This window comes from Sphingomonas sp. Root241, from assembly GCF_001428865.1.
Lineage (GTDB): Bacteria > Pseudomonadota > Alphaproteobacteria > Sphingomonadales > Sphingomonadaceae > Sphingomonas.
On record NZ_LMIV01000004.1, the window covers coordinates 192,837 to 218,486 of the forward strand.

Annotated in this window: 23 protein-coding genes; 14 read left to right on the forward strand and 9 right to left on the reverse strand. The window is 65.5% G+C overall.

Translation table 11 applies throughout. The annotated features are described in order from the left end of the window. Nucleotides 1-105 precede the first annotated feature (105 nt). From ASE13_RS18065 to ASE13_RS18075, 3 genes are read left to right on the forward strand one after another with little or no spacing between them, the layout of a single operon-like run. The gene (locus tag ASE13_RS18065) at nucleotides 106-828 is read left to right on the forward strand and encodes a SapC family protein (protein ID WP_056619509.1); all 723 of its coding nucleotides are present in this window, start codon (nucleotides 106-108) and stop codon (nucleotides 826-828) included. A 5-nt stretch (nucleotides 829-833) separates the two neighbouring features. Beyond that, complete coding sequence (locus tag ASE13_RS18070; RefSeq protein WP_056619512.1) at nucleotides 834-1,865, forward strand: cupin-like domain-containing protein; 1,032 nt, start codon at nucleotides 834-836, stop codon at nucleotides 1,863-1,865. Further along, the gene (locus ASE13_RS18075; protein ID WP_056619514.1) at nucleotides 1,862-3,355 is read left to right on the forward strand and encodes a tryptophan halogenase family protein; all 1,494 of its coding nucleotides are present in this window, start codon (nucleotides 1,862-1,864) and stop codon (nucleotides 3,353-3,355) included. Before ASE13_RS18070 ends, ASE13_RS18075 begins: the two co-directional genes overlap by 4 nt. 20 nt (nucleotides 3,356-3,375) lie before the next feature. Here the strand turns inward: ASE13_RS18075 and ASE13_RS18080 are convergent, their stop codons facing one another. Then, complete coding sequence (locus ASE13_RS18080; protein ID WP_056619517.1) at nucleotides 3,376-3,693, reverse strand: hypothetical protein; 318 nt, start codon at nucleotides 3,691-3,693, stop codon at nucleotides 3,376-3,378. Between the two features lie 14 nt (nucleotides 3,694-3,707). Beyond that, nucleotides 3,708-5,144, reverse strand: a complete 1,437-nt coding sequence (locus ASE13_RS18085; RefSeq protein WP_056620141.1) for a L,D-transpeptidase family protein — start codon at nucleotides 5,142-5,144, stop codon at nucleotides 3,708-3,710. Nucleotides 5,145-5,487: 343 nt separating this feature from the next. On the opposite strand from ASE13_RS18085, the gene ASE13_RS18090 reads away from it, so the two are divergent. The 10 genes from ASE13_RS18090 to ASE13_RS18135 all read left to right on the forward strand — a co-directional run bounded on the left by ASE13_RS18090 (nucleotide 5,488) and on the right by ASE13_RS18135 (nucleotide 17,419). Beyond that, nucleotides 5,488-6,207, forward strand: coding sequence for a GDSL-type esterase/lipase family protein (locus ASE13_RS18090; RefSeq protein WP_056619520.1), 720 nt, complete (start codon nucleotides 5,488-5,490; stop codon nucleotides 6,205-6,207). After that, nucleotides 6,204-8,156: a glycoside hydrolase family 97 protein gene (locus tag ASE13_RS18095; protein ID WP_056619523.1), complete on the forward strand. Its 1,953-nt coding sequence runs from the start codon at nucleotides 6,204-6,206 to the stop codon at nucleotides 8,154-8,156. Before ASE13_RS18090 ends, ASE13_RS18095 begins: the two co-directional genes overlap by 4 nt. A gap of 74 nt (nucleotides 8,157-8,230) precedes the next feature. Further along, on the forward strand, nucleotides 8,231-8,677 hold the full coding sequence (locus ASE13_RS18100) for a cupin domain-containing protein (protein WP_056619528.1): 447 nt from the start codon (nucleotides 8,231-8,233) through the stop codon (nucleotides 8,675-8,677). 10 nt (nucleotides 8,678-8,687) lie between these two features. After that, nucleotides 8,688-9,848 (forward strand): Gfo/Idh/MocA family protein, encoded by a 1,161-nt coding sequence (locus ASE13_RS18105; protein ID WP_056619533.1) that lies wholly within the window; start codon nucleotides 8,688-8,690, stop codon nucleotides 9,846-9,848. Nucleotides 9,849-9,920: 72 nt separating this feature from the next. Next, entirely contained in the window at nucleotides 9,921-11,279 is a 1,359-nt protein-coding gene (locus ASE13_RS18110; RefSeq protein ID WP_056619536.1) for a Gfo/Idh/MocA family protein, read from the forward strand. A 751-nt stretch (nucleotides 11,280-12,030) separates the two neighbouring features. Then, entirely contained in the window at nucleotides 12,031-13,545 is a 1,515-nt protein-coding gene (locus ASE13_RS18115; protein ID WP_056619539.1) for a PAS domain S-box protein, read from the forward strand. Further along, a complete protein-coding gene (locus tag ASE13_RS18120; RefSeq protein WP_056619541.1) occupies nucleotides 13,514-14,167 on the forward strand; it encodes a response regulator transcription factor in 654 nt (217 codons plus the stop codon). Before ASE13_RS18115 ends, ASE13_RS18120 begins: the two co-directional genes overlap by 32 nt. 51 nt (nucleotides 14,168-14,218) lie before the next feature. After that, the gene (locus ASE13_RS18125) at nucleotides 14,219-14,614 is read left to right on the forward strand and encodes a response regulator (protein WP_235537045.1); all 396 of its coding nucleotides are present in this window, start codon (nucleotides 14,219-14,221) and stop codon (nucleotides 14,612-14,614) included. A gap of 79 nt (nucleotides 14,615-14,693) precedes the next feature. Beyond that, nucleotides 14,694-15,719 (forward strand): oxidoreductase, encoded by a 1,026-nt coding sequence (locus ASE13_RS18130; RefSeq protein WP_056619548.1) that lies wholly within the window; start codon nucleotides 14,694-14,696, stop codon nucleotides 15,717-15,719. A 98-nt stretch (nucleotides 15,720-15,817) separates the two neighbouring features. Next, entirely contained in the window at nucleotides 15,818-17,419 is a 1,602-nt protein-coding gene (locus ASE13_RS18135; RefSeq protein WP_056619550.1) for a response regulator, read from the forward strand. Here the strand turns inward: ASE13_RS18135 and ASE13_RS18140 are convergent. The 5 genes from ASE13_RS18140 to ASE13_RS18160 all read right to left on the reverse strand — a co-directional run bounded on the left by ASE13_RS18140 (nucleotide 17,416) and on the right by ASE13_RS18160 (nucleotide 22,591). Then, the gene (locus tag ASE13_RS18140) at nucleotides 17,416-19,467 is read right to left on the reverse strand and encodes an NAD(+) synthase (protein WP_056619553.1); all 2,052 of its coding nucleotides are present in this window, start codon (nucleotides 19,465-19,467) and stop codon (nucleotides 17,416-17,418) included. The genes ASE13_RS18135 and ASE13_RS18140 overlap by 4 nt on opposite strands. Beyond that, nucleotides 19,467-19,970 (reverse strand): CinA family protein, encoded by a 504-nt coding sequence (locus tag ASE13_RS18145; RefSeq protein WP_056619556.1) that lies wholly within the window; start codon nucleotides 19,968-19,970, stop codon nucleotides 19,467-19,469. The genes ASE13_RS18140 and ASE13_RS18145 overlap by 1 nt, the downstream gene beginning before the upstream one ends. A 99-nt stretch (nucleotides 19,971-20,069) precedes the next feature. Next, entirely contained in the window at nucleotides 20,070-21,065 is a 996-nt protein-coding gene (locus tag ASE13_RS18150; protein ID WP_056619559.1) for an NADP-dependent oxidoreductase, read from the reverse strand. Nucleotides 21,066-21,106: 41 nt separating this feature from the next. Next, nucleotides 21,107-21,610 carry a winged helix-turn-helix transcriptional regulator gene (locus tag ASE13_RS18155; protein ID WP_056619562.1) on the reverse strand — a complete coding sequence of 168 codons (504 nt, stop codon included), beginning with the start codon at nucleotides 21,608-21,610 and terminating at the stop codon, nucleotides 21,107-21,109. Nucleotides 21,611-21,880: 270 nt separating this feature from the next. Continuing rightward, nucleotides 21,881-22,591, reverse strand: a complete 711-nt coding sequence (locus ASE13_RS18160; protein ID WP_056620144.1) for a murein L,D-transpeptidase catalytic domain family protein — start codon at nucleotides 22,589-22,591, stop codon at nucleotides 21,881-21,883. A 258-nt stretch (nucleotides 22,592-22,849) separates the two neighbouring features. On the opposite strand from ASE13_RS18160, the gene ASE13_RS18165 reads away from it, so the two are divergent. Next, nucleotides 22,850-23,614: a L,D-transpeptidase family protein gene (locus ASE13_RS18165; protein ID WP_156404975.1), complete on the forward strand. Its 765-nt coding sequence runs from the start codon at nucleotides 22,850-22,852 to the stop codon at nucleotides 23,612-23,614. Between the two features lie 53 nt (nucleotides 23,615-23,667). Here the strand turns inward: ASE13_RS18165 and ASE13_RS18170 are convergent, their stop codons facing one another. Further along, nucleotides 23,668-24,336, reverse strand: a complete 669-nt coding sequence (locus ASE13_RS18170) for a hypothetical protein (protein ID WP_156404976.1) — start codon at nucleotides 24,334-24,336, stop codon at nucleotides 23,668-23,670. A gap of 78 nt (nucleotides 24,337-24,414) precedes the next feature. Next, entirely contained in the window at nucleotides 24,415-25,575 is a 1,161-nt protein-coding gene (locus ASE13_RS18175) for an aminotransferase (protein WP_056619571.1), read from the reverse strand. Between the last annotated feature and the right edge of the window lie 75 nt (nucleotides 25,576-25,650).

Here is a 25,650-nt window from a genome sequence, read left to right on the forward strand (position 1 = left end):
TCCCGACAAAGGGGGAGAAAGGCCGCCGCGCATTGTGCAGCGGCCTTTTTCTTTTGTCGGTCGCAATCGCGCTGCTAGACCTGAGCATAGACAGGACCGGAGCGGATGAACCCCGTACAGATCAACAATATCGACCATGCGAACCTGCGCGTCAGCCCGAAGGCGGGCGCCGAATTCGGCGACGCCGCCAATCAGGCGCTGGTGTTTCCCGCCGAATTCGAGGAGCTGCAGCGCGAGTTCGCCATCATATTCCGTCGTCGCGAGACCGGGCTTCAGGCATATGCGCTGCTGGGGCTGGACCGCGACGAAAACCTGTTCCTGTCCGGCGACCATTGGACGAGCCGCTATGTGCCCGCGAGCCATCGGCGCGGTCCCTTCTCCATCGGCATAACGCGAAGCTCCGCCGACCCGGAGTCCGGCGAGCCGATGATCCATGTCGACATGGACGATCCGCGCGTCGGCGATGGCGAGGGTCTGCCGCTGTTCCTGGAGCATGGCGGCAATGCGCCCTATCTCGACCATATCTCCGGCGTGCTGCGGCTGCTCTATCAGGAGATGGAGAACGCTCCCGCCTTTTATGCGGCGCTCGACGAAGCCGGGCTGCTCACGCCGGTCACTCTCACCATCGATGTGAGCGAGGATCGGCGATATACCGTGCCCGACGTGCTCGTGGTGGACGTGGAGCGGCTCGCGGCCCTCACCGGCGAGCCGCTTGAGCGGTTGCACCGCTCGGGCGTGCTGCGTCTCGCCATCCTGGCGTTGGCATCGCTGGGCAACGTCCAGCAGCTGATTGCGCGCAAGCAAAAGCTGCTGGACACGATCGGCTGATCGCGATGCCTGCCATCACCCGCCGCACGCGCGTGATCGAGGGGGCGCACGCGTCCAGCCTGCCGGTTGCTGATCTCATCGCCGATGGCCGCCCCGCGATCCTGCGCGGGATCGCGCGCGACGTGCCGCTGGTCGCTGCCGGGCTGGAAGGCGCGGAATCGGCGATTGCCTGGCTCAAGCAGTTCGACGGCGGCCGTCCCGTCACGGCCTATGTCGGCGATCCCGCGATCGGTGGCCGTTTCGGCTATGCCGAAGATTGCACTGCGCTCAATTTTGCCAGGGAGCGCGGATCGCTGTCCGGCTATCTGGACCAGCTTCTCGCCGGCCTGGGCGATCCCAATGCGCCGGCGATCTATATCGGCTCCACCGATATCGATCAGTATATGCCGGGCCTGCGTGCACAGGCCGCGCTGCCGTTCGGCGATCCGCAGCTGGTGGAGAATCCGCCGCTGGTCAGCATCTGGATCGGCAACCGGACCACGGCATCCGCGCATTACGACATGTCGAACAACATCGCCGTCACCTTGGTGGGGCATCGGCGCTTCACGCTGTTTCCGCCCGATCAGGTTGCCAATCTCTATCCCGGCCCGCTCGATCCGACGCCTGCGGGCCAGGTCGTCTCCATGGTCGATTTCGACGCACCCGATTTGGCGCGCCATCACGGCTTTGCCGAAGCGCTTGCGGCGGCCGAGGTGGCGGAGATGGAGCCGGGCGATGCGCTCATCTATCCCGCTTTGTGGTGGCATCAGGTCGAGGCGCTCGATCCGTTCAATGCGATGATCAACTATTGGTGGAACACCTCGCCAGGCTTCATCGACACGCCCCAGACGACCCTGCTCCACGCGCTGCTCAGCCTGCGTGACCGCCCGGAACATGAGAAAAAGGGGTGGAAGGCGCTGTTCGACTACTACGTCTTCGGTGATCCGACACGCGCGGGCGCGCATCTGCCCGAGCATGCGCGCGGCAACCTGGCGCCGATCGACGAGACGAAGGCCCGGCGATTGCGCGCACAACTCCTGAACAGGTTGAACCGATGAACGAACAGGTCGTGAAGCGCGTCGTCATTGCCGGGGGCGGCACCGCCGGCTGGGTCGCCGCGGCGGCGTTGGTCAAGCAGCTCGGGCCGCTGATCGACATCACCTTGGTCGAGTCCGACGAGATCGGCACCGTCGGGGTAGGGGAATCGACGATCCCGACCTCGCGTTCCTTCCACGAACTGCTCGGCATCAACGAGCAGGCGTTCATGCGCGCCACGCAGGCGACCTTCAAACTGGGCATCGCCTTCGAGAATTGGGGCCAGATCGGCGATCGCTACATCCACAGCTTCGGCGAGATCGGCACGCGGTCGACGTGGATGGCCGATTTTCACCATTTCTGGCTCGAGGCGCGCGAACAGGGGTTCGGCGGCAGCCTCGCCGACTATTGCTTCGAGCTGCAGGCGTCGGAGGCGGGCAAGTTCGCCAAGGCCGAAGGGCTCCCGATCAACTATGCCTATCATCTCGATGCGACGCTCTATGCCCGCTTCCTGCGCGGGCTCGCCGAGCCCGCGGGCGTGAAGCGTGTCGAGGGCAAGATCGCGCGGGTTCTCCAGCATCCCGAAACCGGCTTCATCACGGCACTCGTCCTCGAATCCGGTGTCAACATCGAAGGAGACTTGTTCCTCGATTGCACCGGCTTTCGCGCCTTGCTGATCGAGAAAACGCTTCAGACCGGTTATGAAGATTGGACGCGATACCTCGCCACGAACAGCGCTTTCGCCGTGCAGACGCGATCGGTCGGTCCCGCCATCCCGCTGACCCGCGCAATTGCCCATGAAGCGGGCTGGCGCTGGCGCATCCCCCTCCAACACCGCGTCGGCAACGGCATCGTCTTTTGCAGCGAGTTCATGTCCGATGAGGATGCTCGGGCAAAACTTCTCAACGACATAGATGGCGATCCTCTGATCGAACCTCGCCTGATCCGCTATCAGACGGGGGCCCGTCGGAAGGTCTGGAACAAGAACTGCGTCGCGCTGGGGCTCGCCAGCGGCTTCATCGAGCCGCTCGAATCGACGAGCATCCATCTCGTCAAGGTCGCCGTGACGCGGCTGATCCAGGAATTCCCGTTCGGCGGCTGCCACGAGGCGATCGCGAACCGCTTCAACGATCAGTCACGCCATGAGATCGAGGGCATCCGCGACTTCATCACGCTTCACTATCATCTCACCCAGCGCGACGATTCGCCGTTCTGGGATCGCTGCCGGACGATGGAGATACCCGACAGCCTCGCCCAGCGCATGGCACTGTTCCGCGATGACGCGCATGCCTATCAGGACGGGAACGACCTGTTCCGGGTGGACAGCTGGGTGCAGGTACTGCTCGGGCAGGGGCTCGCGCCCACAAGCTATCACCGACTGGCCAAGATGATGGATCCCGACGAGCTGCGAACGGCGCTCGGAACCTTGAAGGCAAACATCGACAAGGGCGTCGCGCGGATGCCGTCGCACCAGGAATTCCTCGCGCAATATTGCCCCGCCGGCGACCCCTGACGCCGCCGGCGGGTGCGTGTTTACTGCGCGGGCTGGGCTTCGTTGCCCTCGTCGCGCGAGACGCGAGCGGTCATCCCCGTGGCGTCGGCATCGTCCTGCGTCTGCTCGTCCGTGCTGAGATCGGTAGGGACTGTCGCAGGTTGCGGAGTGGCGGTGACATTGTCGATCGGAGTCGCGGCCGGGGCCTCGGTCGGCACCACCGCGGTGTTCCCGACTTCGATCGGCGTCATGTTCTCGACATTGTTCGTCGGCGCCGCGGGCTCGTCGTTGCCGCCCGAACAGCCGCCGAGCACCAATGCCCCGGCCACTGCGAACAATGCGATTCGCTTCAAGCTCATGAAATATTCCCCTTTCAACGTGCGGCGACGGCGGTGATCGCCGAGCGCCTTTCGATCTTGGCCGCCAGCGTCTTGTCCCAGCCATAGGGATCGCCGCGGAAATTCATCTGGCCATTCGCGCTCGCGAACGCGGTCCAGTAGAGCAGATAGACATGGACTTGATCCTGCGGCTGGAGCTGGACGCGCTGGGTCTTGCCCGTGGCGAGCGCCTCCTGGATCTGCTCGGGCTGCCAGGCAGGGTCGTTGCGCAGCAGCAATTGCGCAAGCGGGCCGGGCTTTTCCAGCCGCACGCAACCATGGCTGTCGAGCCGGTCGAAGCTCGCGAACCGCGCTTGCGCCGGCGTGTCGTGGAGATACACCGCATAAGGATTGTCGAAGTCGAACTTGTAGAGCCCGAGCGCGCTCTTGGGCCCTGGCTGCTGCTGGATCCGGCGACCCGCGCCGGTGCCGATGATCTTGTAATTGTTGCGCGCCAGATAGGCTGCCCCCTTGGGGAACAGCTCCTTGGCAGCGATCCCGGCGGGCACGTTCCACGGCGGATTGAGCACGATCGAGTGGATGCGCGACTGGAGCATCGGCGTCTCGTTGCCCGGACGCCCGGTGACTGCCTTCATCGAGGCGATCGGGGCGTCACCCTCGAACACGGTGAGCACCGCTGCGGCGATGTTGACCTGGATGCGCTTGGCGGGAAGCTCCTGCGGCAGCCAGCGCCAGCGCTCCATATTCGCCATGATCTGGCGAACGCGATCGGCTGCCGGCACGTTGAGGGCGCCGAGGGTGCCCTTTGAAACCAGACCGGTGGGATTGAGGCCGTAGCGCCGCTGGGCACGGATAACGGCTTCCTTGAGCGCCGCGTCGAACTTGTCGCCCATGGCAACGACATCCCCGTCCTCGACTGCGAGCCGCTTGCGCAGCGCCGCGACCCGAGGCCCGCTCGCACCGACCGCCATGTCGGGACCGGCCGGGAGCGTGGCCCAGCCGCCGGCCGCTTCGATCTTGCGGTAATTGGCGAGGCCCTTCTGGAGTCCGTCGTAACCGGCATAAGGCGGCGGGAGCGCGCGGAACCAGGCGGCGATGCGATCACGCTTCACTGCATCGGCAAAGGCGGGAAGCGGATCATAAGCCGCCGGGCGCAGGCCCCAATCCTGCTGGAAATCGCTGATATCGAGCCGGCCCGAATGGACCGCGCGGGCATAATCGAGTGCGGCGCGAACCACCGCGTCGTTGCCCTGGAGGCGTGGCTGCGCGCTGCCGTCGTGACGCAGGCCGTGCGCGAAGCCGGCATCGGCAAGGAGTTGGGCCAGTTGCGTGGTCTGCGCGGCACTGAGCACCGGCGGCGGAATCACCTGCACGGGAGCGACGAGGGGCACCGGCTGCACCAATGGCACGGCGGGCGGGGTTTGTTGCTGGGCAAATCCCGGGGCAGCCAGCAGCGTGATGACGCTCGCCATCGCGGTGCCCAGCCGCACGGTTCGACCCAAAATCGCTCGCGATATCACACTCAATACTCCTGCCCGGATGCTTGCCCCCCGGCAATTCGGTTGAATCGAGGTGCTAATAGGCGAATTTTGGGTGCGAGTGCGAGCAACTATTAGCCCGCGGCCGAGATATGCCGACCGCGGGCTAAACGGGGGCGCGGATCGCTGTCCGAACTCGAGCCCGGAATCCGCGCCCGCAACGGGCCCCCTCTCAAGAACGGCAGCCACCGCGCGAGCTTGCCTGCTTTCTTCGCGCCGCTAAGCTCGGGTGAAATGCGGGAGGGTTGCCCAACCGCTGAGACAGGAGAGATCAAACATGTCGATCGTCCGTCGCGGCTTTCTGGCCGGCGCGCTCGTATTGCCGCTCGCGGCTCGTGCCCAGACGCAGGAGAGCTGGGAGGACAAGCACCAGCGCCAGCTCAAGGAGGATTGGCCGTGGCTCGGCCGCTATGCCGAGGAGAACCGGAAGCTGCTGGCATCGGGGGCGAGGACGAACATCGTCTTCATGGGCGATTCGATCACCGAGGGATGGCGTGGCAAGCGTCCGGACTTCTTCAAGTCCGGCCGCGTGGGCCGCGGGATCAGCGGCCAGACCACACCGCAGATGGTGTTGCGGATGATGGCCGACGTGGTCGCGCTCAAGCCGCGCTATGTCCACATCATGGCGGCGACCAATGATGTTGCCGGCAATACCGGCAAGATCACGCTCGCGCAGACCTTCGACAATTTCCGCATGATGACGGCCATCGCGCAAGCCAATCGCATCCAGGTGCTGATCGCTTCGGTGCCGCCCGCCGATCATTTCCCGTGGCGACCGGGGCTGGAGACGGTGAAGCCGATCCGCGAGATCAACGCCTGGCTCAAGAGCTACGCCAAGAGCGCCGGCGCGACCTGGATCGATTATTGGCCGGTCCTCGCCGACGAGAAAGGGGCGATGAAACCGGGCATGGCGACCGACGGCGTTCACCCCACCGAGCAGGGCTACGACATGATGGCGACGGTGATCGAGCCGTTCCTGCGGGCGCGTAAGATATGAAGGGGATCGCCGCGGCGGTCCTCCTTTTGTCATCGGCTCCGGCGGCGGCCCAGCGGCTCGAACTGGTCTCGCCGGATGGTATCAACCGCATCACGATGCAGGTCAGCGCCACCGGCACGCCGGTCTATACGGTCGCCCGCCGCGGGGCGCCGGTGCTCGCGCCGTCACCGATCCTGCTCGATCTCGATACGGACACTTTGGGCTATGGCTTGACGATCACCGGCTCAGAACCCACCAGCGGCGATGCCCGCTATCCGATCGTCGCGGGCAAGGCTGCCGAAGGGCATGATCGCTACAACCAGCTAACCGTCCATTTTCAGGAGAAAGGCGGGGCGACGCGCAAGCTCGACGTCGTGTTGCGCGCCTATGACGATGGTATCGCCTTTCGCAGCGTGATCCCGGCCCAGCCGGCGACCGCGGCGGCGATCATCCGTTATGAGCGCACCGGCTTCTATTTCCCGCAAACGTACAAATGCTGGGGGTTCAATGTCGGCAAGTTCGGATCGAGCCATGAGGGCGAGTTCGATCCGATCGATACCAGCCGGATGCGCGACCACAATCTCTTCGACCTGCCCTTTGTCTGTGAGACCGGCAGCGCCGCCTTTGCGCTCGCCGAGGCCGATCTGATCGACTTCGCCGGAATGTATCTGACCGGCCGCGGCGATGGCGGGCTCGGGCTTCAGCTCAAATTGTCGCCTTCGCTCGATGATCCGCGCATCGCGGTGCGCACTCGGATCGGCAGCCCGATCGTCACGCCGTGGCGCGTGGTGATGCTCGCCGACCAACTCGGCAAGCTGAGCGAATCCACCCTGCTCACCAATCTCTCGAGCCCGAGCCGCATCGAGGACACCAGCTGGATCAAGCCTGGCATCGCCAGCTGGGACTGGTGGAACGGCCCGGTGATCGCCAGCCTGCCCGGGCAGCGCACCAGCACTGCGGTCGCCAAGGCGTTCATCGACTTTTCGGCAGCCAATGGTCTGCCCTACGCGATGATCGACGAGGGTTGGTATGCCGGTGCGGGCGGGGGCGGGGTGCGCCGTCCTGGCGTCGACATCACCAGATGGTCCGACGCGATCAACCTCCAGGAAGTGGTCGACTATGCGAAGGCGAAGAAGGTCCGGCTGTGGCTATGGACGCATTGGCAAGCGCTCGACGAGCAGATGGAGGATGCGCTCGCGCTCTACGAGAAGCTCGGCATCGCCGGGATCAAGGTCGATTTCATGGACCGCGACGATCAGTGGATGGTCAACTGGTACACCAAATTGCTGGGCGCGGCGGCGCGGCACCATCTGATGGTCGACCTCCACGGCGCCTATCCGCCGCGCGGGACGACGCGGACCTGGCCCAATTTCATGACGCAGGAAGGCGTGATGGGCGCCGAGTACAACAAGTGGAGCCGCCGGGTGACCGCGCGCCACAATGTGACGCTCGCCTATACCCGGGGATTGCTGGGGCCGATGGACTATACTCCCGGCGGCTTTCGCAACATGACTCCGACGGAATTCAGGATCCGCAACGACCTGCCTTTCGTGCAGACGACCCGGGCGCATGGGCTCTCGATGTATGTCGTCTTCCTCAGTCCGCTGGGAAGCGTCGCCGACAGCCCGGACACCTATGCGGCCACCCCGGCGGGATTCGACTTCATCAAGCAGGTTCCAGCGACGTGGGACGAGACAAGGTTCCTTGCCGGAGAGACCGGCGAGTTCATCGTACTCGCCCGCCGCAAGGGCACGCGCTGGTATCTCGGCGCGATGAACGGGGAGACTGCCCGGACGGTGCGCGTGCCGCTCGCCTTTCTCGGCAAGAAGCCCGTCACCGCGCGGATCTGGACCGACGGCGACAAGGCAGATGCGGTCTCGCTGGAAACGCGCAAGGTCACGGCGGCCGAGACGATCGAGCTCCCGCTCGCAGCGAGCGGCGGAGCAGTGGCAATATTCTCAGACAAATAGGGTTCACAGCTGTCGCATTTTAGGTAAGTTCGGACAAATGACGTGGCGAAGATCGCGGATCTGGGAGAGCGACGATGAAGGTTACGCGCCGGGACATGCTGGTCGCGACGGGCGCGGTACTGGCGACCTGCGCGGCCGGTGCCATCGCCCAGACCGCCCCCGCGAAGCTCGGCCCGACAGTGTTCGACTGGACGAAGATGGACGCGAAGGCCACCGATGTCGGCGCGATCCGCAACCTTGTCCGCCAGCCCACCGCAACGCTCGACGAGCTCGAGATGCACGTCACCACGCTCAATCCGGGACTCGCCTCGCACCCGCCGCATACCCATCCGAATGAGGAGCTGGTGATCGTTCGCGAAGGCACGGTCGAGGTGCTGAACGGCGGCACATGGAAGCGCCTCGGACCGGGCTCCGTGATCTTCAACGCTTCGAATTCGCCGCATGCGTTGCGCAATGTCGGCGAAACACCGGCGACCTACCACGTGATCAACTGGAAGACGGCGGCAACGCCGGCGAAATGAGGAGAACCGCATGCACCGCCGCACGATGCTGACCGGCGCCGGACTGGCCGGAATCACTGCCGCGCTGTCGCCGGAAATGCTCGCTGCCCAGTCGCAGACCCAGGGGAATGCCGTTTCCGCCGACGCGGCGCCGGCCGGCCCGGAGCCGACCGCGAAGCGCCGGATCAAGTTCGGCGTCATCGGACTGGACCATGCGCATATCTACGGCATGACCGACGCGATGATCCGGGGCGGCGGCACGCCGGTCGCGTTCTTCGCCACCGATCCGAAGCAGATCGAGACTTTCCAGAAGCGGTACGGCAACGGCGTCAGGCTCGCCCGCAGCGAGGATGAAATCCTCGGCGACAAGGCGATCCAGCTGATCATCGGCGCGCCGATCCCCGATCTGCGCGCGCCGCTCGGCATCCGGGCGATGCGTGCCGGCAAGGACTATCTCGGCGACAAGCCGGCGATCACCAGCCTCGAGCAGCTCGCCGATGTCCGCCGGGCGATCAAGGAGACCGGCAGGAAGTTCGCGATCATGTATTCGGAGCGGCTCGAGGTGCGCGCCGCGGTCCATGCCGGCGATCTGGTCGCGCAGGGGGCGATCGGCAAGGTGATCCAGACCGTCAACCTCGCGCCCCACCGGGTCAGCGCGCCGAGCCGTCCCGACTGGTTCTGGGACAAGGCCCGCTATGGCGGCATCCTCACCGATATCGGCAGCCACCAGGCCGATCAGTTCCTGTTCTACACCGGCTCGACCTCGGCGCGGGTCGTCGCCTCGCAGACCGGCAATCTCAACTGGCCCGACAAGCCGAAATTCGAGGATTTCGGGGACATGATCGCCACCGGCAACGGCGGGACCGGCTATATCCGCGTCGACTGGTTCACGCCCGACGGGCTGCCGACCTGGGGCGACGGGCGCCTGTTCCTCGTCGGCACCGAAGGCTCGATCGAGCTGCGGAAATATGTCGACGTGGCGGGGCGGCCGGGCGGCAACCACCTCTTCCTCACCGACAAGAAGGGCGTGCGCTACATCGACTGCTCGAAGGTCCCGCTGCCGTTCGGGCCGCAATTCGTGACCGATGTGGTCGAGCGCTCGTCGATCGCGCAGGACCAGGATCAGGCGCTGCTCGCCGCCGAGCTGGTGCTCACCGCCCAGAAGAACGCCACGCGGCCGAAGCTGGGATGATGGGCACCCAACCCACACCCTTACCGTCACCCCCGCGAAAGCGGGGGTGACGATGTGTTTGGAGGATTGCGCATGAACCTCGACATTACTCGACGCGGCATCCTGAAGACCGGCGCGATGATCGCGGCGCCGACGATCGTCCCGTCCAGCGTGTTCGGCCAGAACGCCCCGTCGAACCGCATCACGATCGGCGCCATCGGCGTCGGGCGGATCTCGCGCAGCCACGACATGAAGGAAGTGCACAAGCACGCCGACGCGCAGATCGTCGCGGTGTGCGACGTCGACACGATCCGCCTCGGCGCGGGCAAGGAGCTGGTCGACGCCCGCTACACCGCCAGCACCGGCAAGCCCTATGCGGGCACGCGGATGTACCATGACTATCGCGAGCTGCTCGCGAACAAGGACATCGACGCGGTCCTGATCTCCACGCCCGACCACCAGCATGCCCCGCAGGCGGTCCATGCAGTGCGCGCCGGCAAGCACGTCTATCTCCAGAAGCCCGCCGCGCTGACCATCTCGGAAGGCCGCGCGATGGCCGATGCGGTCAAGGCGAGCGGGCGCATCGTCCAGATCGGCTCGCAGCAGCGCGGGCAGGACCCTTGGCCGCAATTCCACCGCGCCTGCGAGCTCGTCCGCAACGGCCGCATCGGCAAGATCCTTCGGGTCGAAGTAGGGCTGCCCGGCGACCCTTCAGGCCCCGAGGCGCCGCCGATGCCGGTGCCAAGCAACCTCAACTACGACGCCTGGCTCGGCACCACGCCCGAGATTCCCTATACCGAGATCGGCGTCCACCCACAGGACTCGTTCGAGAACCGCCCCGGCTGGCTTCGCATCGAGCAATTCGGCGCGGGCATGATCACCGGCTGGGGCTCGCACCATATCGACACTGCCCATTGGGGCATGGACATGGAGCATTCGGGCCCGGTCGAGATCTGGGGCAAGGCCGAATTCCCCAAGAGCGGCTTGTGGAACGTTCACGGCGCGTTCGAGACGCATGCGCGCTACGCCAACGGCGTGACGATGACCGTTTCCGGCGCGCTGCCCAACGGCGTGAAGTTCATCGGCGACAAGGGCTGGATCTTCGTCACGCGGAGCGGCGCAGTGACGGCGAGCGATCCGGGCGGGCCGCAGATCGATCCGCTCCAGGCGAGCGACCCGAAGATCCTCACCAGCGTGATCGGCCCGAACGAAGTGCATCTGCTCAAGGTCCCCGAGCAGCATCGCAACTGGCTGGATGCCATAAAGACAGGCGTGCCGGTGAGCGCACCGGCCGAGATCGGCCATCGCTCGCTTTCGACCTGCCTGCTCCACTGGACCGCGATGAAGACCGGCCGTCGCCTCAAATGGGACCCGAAGGCCGAGCGCTTCATCGGCGACGACGAGGCGAATGCGATGCTCAGCCGGCCACAACGGGCGAAATACGCGATCTAGAGGTCGCGACGCGCCGCGCGGACGATCTGGTTGACTCCGGTTGACTCGAAAGCGGGTTTTCGCGCGGCGTTGACACGCCATGGGCGTTGATATTCAACGATAAAATTCGTGGCGTGGTTGACACGGGTGCGCCGGACGCGCCTGTGACGCGACACCTTGGCTACACCTGCGCGCCACTGACGCGCCACCAAGGCCACACCCACACGCCGGGTTGGCGCCACCAAGGCTACAGGTACGCGCCATGCGCGTTGAAGGTCTTGCGAATTCGATCGATCCGACGGTGTCAAAGAGCGCGACGGCAAGGCCGACCGCCCGAGGCGAGCAGACGAAATCCTACATTGCAGGGGACGACTGCAGTTCGCCAAAGGCGGAACGGCAGTTTCCGGCGGGAGCCGGAAGGCGGCCGCCACTTCGCACGCCCGTTTTCGCGCCGCTTCGTCCGTGGGAGAACTACTGCAATCAATGCAAGACGATATCAGTGCTGGCTAATAATATTTCGCGGTAAAATGGATGAATAATCTGCGTTTCTACAGCGTCGATGATCGCTGGAGTTTTTGGCAGATTACACTTCGGCGTCACGTATCCAGATACGTTCTGTCTCTCCGTCAAGATACCATCACGATCTGAAGAACTATCCAAGATTCGTTAATTTTACAGTGACAATTGGACAATTATCGCGCACGGAATCGTCTAGACGCCTGCATCGGACGATAGGGAGATCATGGACGGGTGTAAAGTAGACCAAGCAACGATGCTTGCACACTTCGTTGCGAGTACCGAAGGTCGTGCGCTTTTCCTGGCCGATGTTGATGGGAGTATCCTCACCTGGAATCGTGGCGCCGCGCTGCTTACCGGCTGGGACGATGACGAGATAATCGGTCAACCTGTGACGATGCTTTATCCGCCCGCCGACGTGGCGGCCAAAAAGCCGTCTGCTGACCTGGGCCGGGCGGCGGCGGGGCAAACCGTTCACGAGGAGGCCTGGCGCGTCCGCAAGGGCGGCTCGGAATATCTGGCGGACGTCACGACCACCTGCCTCCGCGATGTGGATGGAGCGTTGTGCGGCTATGGCCTGATCCTTGTCGACGCCACCGAACGCAAGGCCGCCGAAGTCGCGCTCGCACGGAGCGCACTGCATCTGCGGTCTATCCTGGCGACCGTTCCGGACCCGATGATCGTGATCGATCATCGCGGCGTCATCCTGTCGTTCAGCGCTGCTGCCGAGCGCCTGTTCGGATTTTCCGAAGCCGACGTGATCGGAAGCAATGTTTCGATGTTGATGCCCTCCCCGGATCGCGACCGTCACGATACCTATCTCGAACGCTACCTCACCACAGGGGAGCGACGCGTAATCGGGATGGGGCGCATCGTCGTTGGCCGGCGTCGCGACGGCACCGACTTTCCGATGGAGCTCTCGGTCGGCGACGTTCAGTCGGACGGCCACCGCATCTTTACGGGGTTCATCCGCGATCTGACCGAGAAGCAGCGTGCGGAACTTCGGCTGCAGGAGCTCCAGTCGGAGCTGATCCACGTCTCGCGCCTTTCGGCAATGGGCACGATGGCATCGACGCTCGCGCATGAGCTCAATCAGCCGCTCACGGCAATCGCAAATTACCTCGAAGCAAGTCGCAAGTTGCTGGAGCGCCCGGAACGCAACGAGGCGATCGAGTCGATGTTCGTCGAAGCCATTGCGGAATCCGCGAAGGAAGCGCTCCGCGCTGGAACGATCGTGCGGCGGCTGCGTGACTTTGTCTCGCGTGGCGATGTCGAAAAGCACGTTGAGGAACTGCCGAACTTGATTGATGAGGCAAGCCGCCTCGCACTGATCGGCGCGAGAGAACGCGGCATCGAGGCCAATTACGCGCTCGATCCCAAGGCGGACGCGGTTCTGGTCGATCGCGTGCAGATTCAGCAGGTATTGGTGAACCTCGTCCGCAACGCCGTCGAGGCGATGTCGGCCTCGCCCGTGCGCCAGATCGTGATCGCCACCAAAGCTGACCGACGCGGCATGGTACGCATTTCGGTCGCCGATACCGGGCCCGGCCTCGCTCCCGAGGTCGACGCTCAGCTCTTCGAAGCGTTCACCAGCACCAAGGAGCGCGGGATGGGGCTGGGCCTTTCGATATGCCGCACCATCGTCGAGGCGCATGGCGGGCGCATCTGGGCCGAGCCGCGATCCGGCGGCGGCACGATCTTCAATTTCACGATCATGGCAGCGGGAGGGGAAGAAGCCGATGACGCAAGAACGAGTCATCCACCTCGTTGACGACGAGGATGCGGTTCGACGCTCCGCCGGCTTCCTGCTGCGGACGTCGGGATACAAGGTGTACACCTATGTATCGGGCGTCGAATTCCTCGCCGACGTGAAGCGAGCCGAGCGGGGATGCATATTGCTCGACGTGCGCATGCCGGTGATGGATGGATTGGAAGTTCAAGCCGAACTCAACCACCGTGGCGTGACAATGCCGGTAATCGTGCTGACCGGTCATGGCGACATCAACACCGCCGTCATCGCCATGAAGGCCGGTGCCTCGGACTTCATCGAGAAGCCGTTCGAGATGGAGGTCCTGACGCAGGCGATCGAAATCGCGTTTGTGAGACTGGAACAAGGCGTTGCCGCAAATTCGCATCGACACGATGCCCAAGTGAGGATCGCGGCACTCAGCCCTCGTGAACGCGACGTGCTGCGAGGGCTGGTGGCCGGCAGGCCCAACAAGGTGATCGCCCATGATTTGGACATCTCGCCGCGCACGGTGGAAGTCTATCGTGCCGGCCTGATGAGCAAGCTGGGGGTGCGCAGCCTCTCCGAAGCGTTGCGCATCGCGTTCGCGGCGGGCATGGCGGGGGATATCGGACCCGTGTCATTACAAGCTGGGGACACCACGTAAAGACGAAGCGGCCGCATCGGGGCATTGTTCGACCGAAATACAGGTCGCAACGTGTCCCAGCCAACCAATCCTCTGTCGCCAGCGCAAGGCATTCATATCCTTCTTGTCGAAGAAGACGAGAATATGCGCCGTTCGTTGCACCTGAAGCTGCGCGCGCATGGCTTCGAAGTCAGCTCCTATCCGGCTGCCGGACTTCTCCTCGCGGACGCCAGGAGCATGAGCGCCGAGATCCTGATCGCCGACTATCAGCTCCAGGGTACTGACGGAATCAAAGTTCTGTGCGAATTGCGCGGAATCGGCTGGCAGGGGCGCGCCATCCTGATCGCGGCCACTCCGTCCATCGCCCTGCGGGAAGCCGCGGCCGCAGCCGGCTATCATGCAGTGCTTGAAAAGCCGCTGCGCCCGAATGAATTGATCAGAGCGGTCACATCGCTCCGAGCGCCTTGAACTCCCGCCGCACGGCCCCGATTGGAAAGTCCGTCCACACCGCATAGAGCGGCCCCGCGACCGGCAAGAGGAGCTTCGCATGATCCGCACGGGACTGATCGGCTTCGGCCTTGGCGGCACGGCGTTCCATGCGCCGTTGATCCACGCCGTCCCCGAGCTGGATCTCGCGGCGATCGTCACGTCGCGCGCCGATGCAGTGCACGCGCGCTATCCCGGGGTGAGCGTGGTGCCTGAGGCTGCCGCGCTGCTCGCCGATCCGGCGATCGAGCTCGTGGTGGTCTGCACGCCCAACGACACGCATTTCCCGCTGGCCAGGGCGGCACTCGAGGCGGGCAAGCATGTCGTGATCGACAAGCCCTTCGCGAACGGGGTCGCCGATGCGGAAGTGCTGGTCGCGCTGGCGGAGGCGCGGGGAAAAGTGCTCAGCGTGTTCCACAATCGCCGCTGGGACAGCGACTTTCTGACGCTGAGGAAGCTGCTGGACGAAGGCGCCTTGGGCGAGGTGGCGCTTTACGAGGGCCGGTGGGACCGCTTCCGCCCTGCCTTGCGCGACAGCTGGCACGAGACAGCAGGCCCCGGCGGGGGCGTGCTGATCGATCTGGGGCCGCATCTGATCGACCAGGCGCTCGCATTGTTCGGCCCGCCGGAAAGCCTGACCGCCGACATCACTGCCCAGCGGGAAGGGTCGCTGGTGGACGATTATTTCGAATTGACCCTGCATTATGGCCGGATGCGCGCCGTGCTTTCCTCGGCCGTGATCATCCCGGCCCCGCGACCCCGCTTCGCCGTGCACGGCACCAAAGCGAGCTTCGTCAAGCACGGGCTCGATCCCCAGGAGGCGCAATTGCGCGGCGGCGGGCGCGCCGACGATCCGGGCCACGGCGTGGAGGATCCCGCCAATCACGGCGTGCTGGTGCACGGCGACGGGACGAAGCAGTCGATCGTGTCCGAGCGCGGCGATTATCGGCTTTTCTATTCCGGAGTCGCACGGGCAATCGCCGCACATTTGCCGCCGCCGGTATCGCCTTCCGATGCGCTTGCCGGCCTCAGGATCATCGAGCTTGCCCGCCAAAGTGCGGCGGAGCGCCGATCGTTACTCTTCTGATACGATCGGGCTCGGGCATTTCCCTTAGGTTCTGGGCTGGCCCGCCCTCACTATACCAAGTTGTTTCCACAGTGGCATCCGCAGGGTAGGGATCGTGCATGCTTAGCCTCTTGGCTGCGTTGTCGACTGGCAGCACCGCGCCGCGTGGAGCCTCCACTGCGTTGCGCGGCGATCTGTTCTGGGCGAACGCAATTGCCGATTCGATTCTGGCGCTCGCCTATTTCTCGATAGCGATTGGGCTGGCTCTGCTGATCCGCCGGCGGCGCGACTTCGCCTTTGGCTGGATGTTCTGGTGCTTCGCCGCATTCCTGATGGCGGACGGCATCGTGCACCTGATGAGCGTGACGGCCCTGTGGCGTCCGCTCGGTGGCGCGGCGTCGATATTCAAAGGGCTGACCGCGGCCGCTTCCATCGCGACGGCGGCAGCGCTCTGGGCCTTGCTGTCCAGGCTGGTTTCGATGCCCTCTCGCGCACAGCTCAGAGACCAGAACGCCGAGCTGGAAGCCTTGATCAAGGAGCGCGACGCCGCGTTCGAGGAACTGCGTGAGCATGTGGCGCAGCGGCAGGAGCTCGAAGCCGCATTGCTCCAGTCGCAGAAGCTCGAGGCGGTTGGCCAGCTTACCGGCGGCATCGCCCACGATTTCAACAATCTGCTCCAGGCGGTGGCGGGCAATCTCGAACTGATCGCCCGCAAGCCCGACGATATCGATCGGGTAGTCGGCTGGAGCGCGAGCGCGCTGAACGCCGTCGAGCGCGGGCGCTCGCTGACCGGCCAGTTGCTCGCATTTTCGAGCAAGCAGCGCTTCGACCTCAATTCGGTGCGGCTCGGCGAACTGGTCGGCGGCGTGAAGGACCTGATCGAGCGTGCCGTCGCCCCGCTCGGACAGCTGCGCGTCGAGCGGATCGATCCGGCCCTCAATGTCGAAGTCGATCCGCTTCAGCTCGAACTCGTGCTGCTCAACCTGGCATTCAATGCCCGCGACGCGATGCCCGAGGGAGGCACGCTGACGATCGCCGTCGATCGCGCCAGCCATGCCGCCGTCCGCGATCTTCCCGACGGCGACTATGTCGCGCTGACCCTGTCGGATACCGGCATCGGCATGTCAGAGGAAGTGCGCGCCCGCGCCTGCGAGCCGTTCTTCACCACCAAGGGGCCCGGCAAGGGCACCGGCATGGGGCTGGCCATGGCGTCCGCGGTGGTCCGTCGGTCCGGGGGAGCGCTGGCCATCGAGAGCCGGGAAGGGGAGGGCACGTCGATCATCCTGCTCCTGCGGGTCGCGACCAGCCAGCCGCGGCGCGTCGTCGGCGACGATGCCCGATCCGATGTGCGCGCCGATCTGTCGGGCTTCACCATCGCGCTGGTCGATGACGATGCGCAGGTTCGCGGCTCGCTGTACGACACGCTGGCTTCGGCGGGTGCGAAGGTGGAGGAAGCGGCCGAGGGCGGGGCGGGGATCGAGCTCGTCCGGCGGTTGCGGCCCGACCTGCTGGTGGTCGACTTCGCAATGCCGGGCATGACCGGCGCCGATGTCGTCCGGAAGGTGCGCGAGGAGCATCCCGGGCTGCCTGTGGTATTGGTCACCGGCTTCGCGGAGTCGGCGAAGCTGGATGCAGTCACCGGGCCGCAGGTCGCGGTGTTGTGGAAGCCGTTCGAGGCGCAGGAATTGCTGCGGAAAGTCGCCGGGCTGCTGCGCCCCTAGGGCAAAGCGCGGCGAAGCTCCTCGATCCATGTCGTCGCCACGCTGTCCGACGGCGCGCGCCAGTCGCCGCGCGGGCTGAGCGCACCGCCGGCCGAGACCTTGGGGCCGTTGGGCATCGCCGAGCGCTTGAACTGGCTGGTCTGGAAGAAGCGGAACAGGAACGCCTCGAGCCATTTGGCGATGGTCTCGAGGTCGTATTCGTTGCGCCCCGCTTCCGGGAAGTCGATCGGCCAGAGCCCGGCCTCGCGGTTGCGCCAGGCGTGCCAGGCCAGGAAGGCGATCTTCGAGGGCCTGAGGCCGTGGCGGACCACATAATGCAGGAAGAAGTCGTGGAGCTCGTAGGGGCCGATGCGGTCCTGCGTGCTCTGCATCTTGCCCTCGGCATCGGCGGGGACGAGCTCGGGGGAGATCTCGGTGTTCAGTATCTGGTCCAGCGTCGCGGCCGCCTGACCCTCGAACTGGCTGGTCTGCAACGTCCAGCGGATAAGGTATTGGATCAGCGTCTTCGGCACGCCCGCATTGACGCCGTAATGGCTCATCTGATCGCCGACGCCATAGGTGCACCAGCCGAGCGCGAGTTCGGACAGGTCGCCGGTGCCGACGACGAAGCCCTGGCGCTGATTGGCGAGGCGGAAGAGATAGTCGGTGCGCAGGCCCGCCTGGACGTTCTCGAAGGTCACGTCATAGACCGGCTCCCCCGAAGCGAAGGGATGGCCGAGATCGGCGAGCATCTGGCGCGCGCTGGGGCGGATGTCGATCTCCTCGCCGGTGACGCTAAGTGCGCGCATCAGCTCCCAGGCGTTTGCCTTCGTCGCTTCGCCGGTTGCGAAGCCCGGCATGGTGAAGCCGAGGATATCCGAACGCGGCCTGCCGAGCCGGTCCATCGCCTTGCACGCCACGATCAGCGCATGCGTCGAATCGAGCCCGCCCGAGACGCCGATGACGAGATGTTTGCTGCCGGTCGATTCGAGCCGTTTGCGAAGGCCTTCGACCTGGATGTTGAAAGCCTCGTAGCAATCCTCTTCGAGCCGCGACGGGGTGTTGGGCACGAACGGGAAGCGGCGGAGCGGGCGGACCAGCCCTCGATCGGCCATGTCGGGCTGGTGTTCGAAGGTGACGCGACGGAAGCGCGTTTCGGGGTGATCGGCGTAGCGCGCGCCGTCGTTGAACGTGCCGTTGCGCAGCCGTTCGAGCCGCAGTCGATCGAGATCCAGATCGGCGCAGACGATCTCGGTGGTCAGCTCGAACCGTTCGGAGCGGGCGAGCAGTTCGCCATATTCGTAGATCAGCCCCTGGCCGTCCCAGGCGAGATCGGTGGTGCTCTCGCCGGGGCCCGAGGCCGAATAGAGATAAGCCGAAAGGGTCCGCGCAGATTGCGAAGCACAGAGCAGTTCGCGCTCGCGCCCCTTGCCGATGACGATGTTCGAGGCGGAGAGGTTGCACAGCACGAGCGCGCCGGCGAGCGCGCCGTCGGTAGAAGGCGGGTTGGGCGCCCAATAATCTTCGCAAATCTCGATGTGGAAGACGAAATCGGTCAGGTCCGACGCGGCGAAGATCAGATCGGCGCCGAACGGCACAGTCTGCCCCGCGACAGTGATGTCTAGGCCAGTCAGGCCCAGCCCCGAAGCGAACCAGCGTTTCTCATAATATTCGCGGTAATTGGGCAGGAATTGCTTCGGCACCACGCCGAGGATGCGGCCGCGGGCGATCGCCAGCGCGCAATTGTAGAGCCGGCCGTTGCGGCGGAGCGCCGCGCCGACCAGCAGCACCGGCTTGAGCTTCGTGCTCGCCTCGACGATCGCGGCGATCCCCGCCTCGGTCGCGTCGAGGATCGCGTCCTGCAGGTGCAGGTCGTCGATCGCGTAGGTGGTGACGTTGAGCTCGGGGAAGACGAGCAGGTCGGCACCCTCGGCATCGCCCTGCTGCGCCAGCGTGATCGTCGACGCGGCGTTGGCGGCGGGATCGCCGACGGTGACCGAGGGCGTGCACACGCCCGCGCGAATCATCCCCTGACGGTGCAGCGAGAAAAAGGGGTGGGACTTCGCCATCACAGCGCCTCCGATAGCATTTCCAGCCCGACGCGCAGGCATTCGATCCGCACCGGCCCGCGGCCGATATCGCCGAAATGCTCCTCGCGATGGGCCGTGGGGCGGCCATCGCGCGCGCAAGCGAAGTGAACGAGGCCCGGTTCGTCGCCGGGCGCGCCGGCGCCGGCGAAGCCGGTGACCGCGAGGGCGACCTGCGCCTTGCTGTAGCGGAGCGCACCCTCGGCCATGCGCCGGGCGACCGCTTCGCTGACCGCACCGTTGGCCTCGATCAATTCGGGAGGGACGCCCAGCATCTCGGCCTTGGCCTCGTTGGTGTAGACGACGAAGCCGCGCTCGAAGGCATGGCTGGCGCCTTCGACATCGGTGAACAGCGAGGCCAGTAGCCCCCCGGTGCAGCTTTCCGCAGTGGCGATCGACAGATCCTTGTCGCACGCTCGCTCGAGCAGCTTGCGCACGGCAGCGTCCACCTCATCGGGGAGGACCGGCGAAAGCGTTTCGGTCATGTAAGGGTCCTAGTCCGTGGCGAGGGCTAATGCCAACCCGGCACGAAGCGGATGGTTGCCTTTCGGCGGCTTGGCGTCGAGCTATCGCCGCTCGCATGTTCAAGCGATGTTGATGACGACCTTGCCTTTCGCCCGGCCCGAATCGACATAAGCCATCGCTTCGGGTGTCTGATCGAACGAGAAGGTCCGATCGATTACCGGCCGGATCGCGCCGGCATCGATCAGGCGGGAAATCTCCGCCAACTGCTCGCCGTCGGCCCGCATGAAGAGGAACGAATAATCGACGCCCAGACGCCGGGCCTTTCTCCGGACCTTGAGGCTCAGCAGCCGCATGATCTGCCGGAAGAACCAGTTCGCACCGATTTCCCGCGCGAAGGCCGGATCGGGCGGGCCCGAGATCGAGATCAGCCTTCCGCCCGGTTTCAGCACCGAAAGCGATTTCTCCAGCACATCGGAGCCGAGCGAGTTCAGGACGACGTCATAGCCACTCAGGCGCTGGTCGAATTCCTCGTTCCGATAATCGATGACGATGTCGGCACCGAGGCCCTTCACCAGATCGATATTGGCGGTGCTGGTCGTGGTCGCGACGGTGGCACCGAGATGCTTGGCCAGCTGGATCGCGATCGAGCCGACCCCGCCCGAACCGGCATGGATGAGAATTTTCTGCCCCGGTTTGACCTGGGCGCGCTCGACCAATGCCTGCCAGGCGGTGAGCGCGACCAGCGGAATCGCCGCGGCCTCCTCCATGCTCAGCCCCGCCGGCTTGAGCGCGAGATCCTTCTCGTTCACGGCGATGCGCTCGGCGAACGTGCCGATCCGATCCTTTGCGGGCCGGGCATAGACTTCGTCGCCGATCTTGAACCGCCGGACGCCGTTCCCCACGCCGATCACCGTGCCGGCAAGGTCGTTGCCCAGCACCAGCGGCAGGCGATAGGGCAGGATGAGCTTGAACTCTCCGTCCCGGATTTTCGTGTCGAGCGGGTTCACGCCGGCGGCATGGATTGCGACGAGCACGTCGCCCGGCTGCGGAACCGGATCGGGCACCTCGCGGAGCGAAAGCGGCCCCTTGTACCTGTCGATGACGAATGCCTTCATGGTCTTCTCCAGATCGGTTCGGGGGGAGGGGGCCTGCCGTTTCATCGGCCGGATCCCGCATTGGCGCGATCGAGCAAGGCGAGCGTGGCTTCGTCCGCGCCGGGGCCGGGGCGGAATCGGATACGGTCTTTCGGAACCGCGACGCCGGTTTGGGGATCGACGAGCGCCAGGCGCAGCAGGCGCCCGGTCTCGCTGTCGACCGTCTCGACCGTGGGCATGCCGAAGCCGGTCGCGTCCCAGCGATCGCCCCACTCGCGTAGCGCCACGCCGACTTTCCAGAGGTCGCGTCCCTTCGCAGTGAGCCGGTATTCGTCGCGCGGAGGGCGATCCTGATACCGAACCCGCTCGACGATGCCGTGTTGCGTTAGATGCTTGAGACGCGCCGTCAGCGTCGCGTTGGGAATGCCGATGCTCGTGCGCAGATCGTCATAGCGACTGAGGCCGAGCGATAGATCGCGGATCAGCAGCAGCGCCCAGCGATCTCCGATCAGCTCGAGCGCGCCGGCGATAGAGCAGCGCATCCCCTCGAATGATTTGGATTTCATGACCGGGCCAATAGCAACTTCAATTATTGAAGTAACACTGCGCCGCGCCGGTTACAAGGGGCATCGGCGCGCGCCACGTGCGGGCGGCGCACGGCTATGGGCCGGTATTGCCGGCGGGGGCCGAGATCATCGCATTGTTGCGCACGGATCCCGACGGATCGCGCGCGAACATGCTGTAGGGTAGGGAGGACATATCGCCACGCCGTCATCCCCGCCTTCGCAGGTATGACGATTGGGGTGAGTCCCTGACTTGGGCCGGATGTCTCCGGCTCAGACCTTGGCGGAATAGATCATCCGGCCGGGGCCGAGGCGCTCGAACACCTTGGCGAGCTCGTTCTCGCCCACCGCGAAACAGCCCTGGCTGCGGCCGAGCTTGCCGTGCTTGGCGATCATGTCGGCATTCGAATACCAGGCCGAATGGACCACGATCGCGCGATCGAAGGCGTTGTTGTTGGTGGGATCGAGACCGAGCAGGCGCTGCGAATCGCCATGCTTGCCCACATAATAATCGGCGGTGAGGAAGGCGCCTTCGCTGGTCGCCTCCGAATCGATCGCGTTCGAGAAGCTGTGGAGCAGCCCGGTATGTTCGGGGTCCGAGCCGATGCCGTGCGCGACGAGATAGCTCTGCACTTCGCCGCTGCCGACGTTCACGATGTGGAAGCGCGGCCGATAGGACGGCGTCGCGAAATCGGCGATGGCGATGCGATCATGCGAGGGAATCCGCATCGAGTGCCTGTCGAGCGCCGCGATCGCGCGCTTGAACAGCTCCGGGCGGATGTTGCCGGGCGCCTTGGGCGCTGCCTTCGCGACTGCCGGTGCGGAAGGAATCGGCACCTGGGCAGGCACCGGAATCGGAGGCGCCGGCGCGGTGGCGATGTTGAGCGTCCGCGTCGCGCAGGCCGAAACCACCGCGCCGCTGGCCATGACAAGCGCCGATCTGATCAGCGCACGGCGCGTCTGCGCCGAGTTCGGATTTTCGATCACTCTTTACCCACTAACCCGCTTCTTATGCCCCGAGTGTATATCAGAGCCCCTTTCATATGGGATTAACATCGGGCCTGTCGCATGCGACTCACCGCATCTGCTGCCCGTTTCGCCGAGTTAAGTGCCGGATGTGGCAACAAAATCGCGCCAGGGGCGTGGCCAGGCCGGTGATTCGCCTCTCGGCACAATTCAGGTTAATTAGAGTTTAAGAGGGGCGGAGCGCGAAGCTTCCGCGGCTTCAGAAAGGCTATGACGATGAAGTCTGGCGCACGCGGCGCATTGTTCCTGGCGGCATTGGCACTTGTACCGGCCGCGCCCGTCGTCGCGCAGGCGCGCGAGGAAATGGCCCAACCGGCGATCCCGAAGCTCAGGGCCGGACAATCGGTGTGGTTCGAGACGCCCGAACTGATCAAGGCGAGCACGGCGGCAAGCCCCGTCCGCATCGTCATCGCGATCCAGCAGCAGCTGGCGCTGGTCTATCGCGGCGATCGGTTGGTCGGAGTCAGCACGGTCTCCACCGGCGCGCCGGGATACGAGACGCCGCTGGGCGAGTTCACCATCCTCGAGAAGAAGGCGTTCCACCGCTCCAATCTCTACAGCAATGCGCCGATGCCCTATATGCAGCGGCTCACCTGGGGCGGGATCGCGCTCCATGCCGGGCAACTGCCGGGCTATCCCGCATCGCATGGCTGCATCCGGCTGCCCAAGGGGTTCGCGCGGGAGCTGTACGATCTGACTGCGAAGGGCGGGACGGTTCTGGTGGTCGACGATGTGATGGACGCGCCGCTGTATCTGCCGCTGGAGCCGGTGCTGACTGCCGATACGCGCGGGCTGACCACGCCCGTGACGAGCTATACGGCGCCGCTGCTGATGGCGGATACCAGCAACCTGGGCGGTGCGGCTTATGACGTGCTGACGCTGGGCGGGGATCCGCCGGCGGATGCGGCGCGGCGGCGGCCGGCGTCTTGGGTGACGGGGCCGGCAGTCGAAACGCGACCGGGCCAGCGCGGCTCGCGCTAGCCCGACGCGGCACTCGCCCGGCGATCGATCGGATCACCGGGCGGGCGTGACGATCAGTTGTTCTTGGTTTCGACCGTGGTTGTGGTCGTCGTGGTCGCGGCGGGCGCGGCCCTGCGGGTGGTCTTGCGCACCGTAGTCTTCTTGCGTGCGCTCGAATAGCTCCGCACCGGGCTGGTCGAGCGCTCGACGGTCGTCACGGTGGTGGTCGGTTGCGCGGCGGCGGCGCGGACCGCTGCGGCATCGGCAGCCGCGCTCGCGGCGGCCTGTTGCGCCTGTTGCGCGCGTGCCTGCGCGGCGGCGGCGTCGCTCTGCGCGATTGCGGCCGCATCCTGCGCGGCGGCGCGCTGGCTGGCTTCGGCGGCGACCTGCGCCTCGGCGTTCAGCCGTGCGTCACGCTCGGCCGATGCCTGCTCCGTCTTGTTGCGCTCGGCCTCCTCGAGCGCCTGGTCGGCTAGCCCCGAAGCGCGGCGCGCCTCGTTGATCGTCGAATCGCGGTGGTCGCGGGCGAGCTGGTCGCGCGCGACGCGCAGCGATTCCTGAGCGCGCGCCATGGTCTCGGCGGCGTGGGTGGTGGCGCCGGCCTTCTCGGCAGCCTCGACCTTGGCGGTCGCTTCGGCGACGGCAGTACGCGCGCGATCGATCCGGCTCTGGGCCAGCGACGGCGTCGCGATCAGCAGCGCCGAAATCCCGACGCCGCGCATGATGACTCCCATGTATCGCATGTCTGCAACTCCTTGGTTGCCCCGCCCTGCGAACGGCTGCGTTATGCGCGAAGTTGCTGCTGCGGCGACGAAACGAGCCTATGCGCCGACCAGGCGAGCTTTTGCGGCGATAATCCGTGCGATTGCAGCATCGAGCGTGGCATCGTCCTTGACGAAGCAGAAGCGCACGATGCTGGTCACCGGTGCTTCGGCGTAGAGAGCGGAGATGGGGATCGCGACCACGCCGGCCGCGTCGATCAGCCGGTCGCAAAAGGCGACGTCGTCGAGTGCGACGCCCGAAGCGGCGAGATCGACCGAAAGGAAATAGGTTGCGGCGCTCGGCAGAACGGTGAGGCCCGCGTCCGTCAGCCCGGTGGCGAGGCGGTCTCGGCCGTGCTGGAAGCGATGGCGGGCTTGCTGCACCCATGCGTCCTGCGTCGCCAGTCCCTCCGCGACGGCCCATTGCAGATTGGGCGGCGTGGTGAAGGTGAGGAACTGGTGTGCCCGGGCGATGACGCGCGCGAGCGGCGGCGCGGCGCATGTCCAGCCGACCTTGAAGCCGGTCAGCGCGAAGATCTTGCCGGCGCTGCCGATCTTGACGGTGCGCTCGCGCATGCCGGGGAAGCCGAGCAGCGGGAGGTGCCGCGCGCCGTCGAAAGTGACATGCTCCCAGACCTCGTCGCAGATCGCGATCAGATCGTGCGCGACGCAGAAATCGGCGATCATGGCGAGTTCGGCGGCGCTGCACATTGTCGCGGCGGGATTGAGCGGGTTGTTGAGAACGAGAAACCGGGTGCGCGGGGTGACGACGGCCTCCAGCGCCGCCGCGTCGATCCGCCAGTGCGGCGGCTCGAGCCGGACGAAGCGGGGCACGCCMCCCGCCTGCCGGACCAGCGGGACATAGGCATCGTAGAGCGGCTGGAAGAGGATGATTTCGTCGCCCGGCTCGATCAGCGCGAACAGCGACGCCGCCAGCGCCTCCGTCGCGCCCGAAGTGACGATCACTTCCTCGGGCGTGAGATCGAGTCCCTGGTGGCGGCCATAATGATCGGCGACCGCCTGGCGCAGCTCGGGCAGGCCGGACATCGGCGGATATTGGTTGGATTTTTCGAGCAATGCGCGGGCCGCGGCTTCGAGCACTGCCTCGGGCCCGCGCCCGTCGGCAAAGCCCTGGCCGAGGTTGATCGCGCCGGTTTCGCGGGCGCGCGCCGACATCGCCTCGAAGATCGTCGTGCCCATCTGCGCGTAGAGCGGGTTCATCGCCGGATTCTGGCGGCTTGCAACCAACCACGCAACCGCCGCATTACCCGTCTCGTTGTAGCATGGCGTATCAGA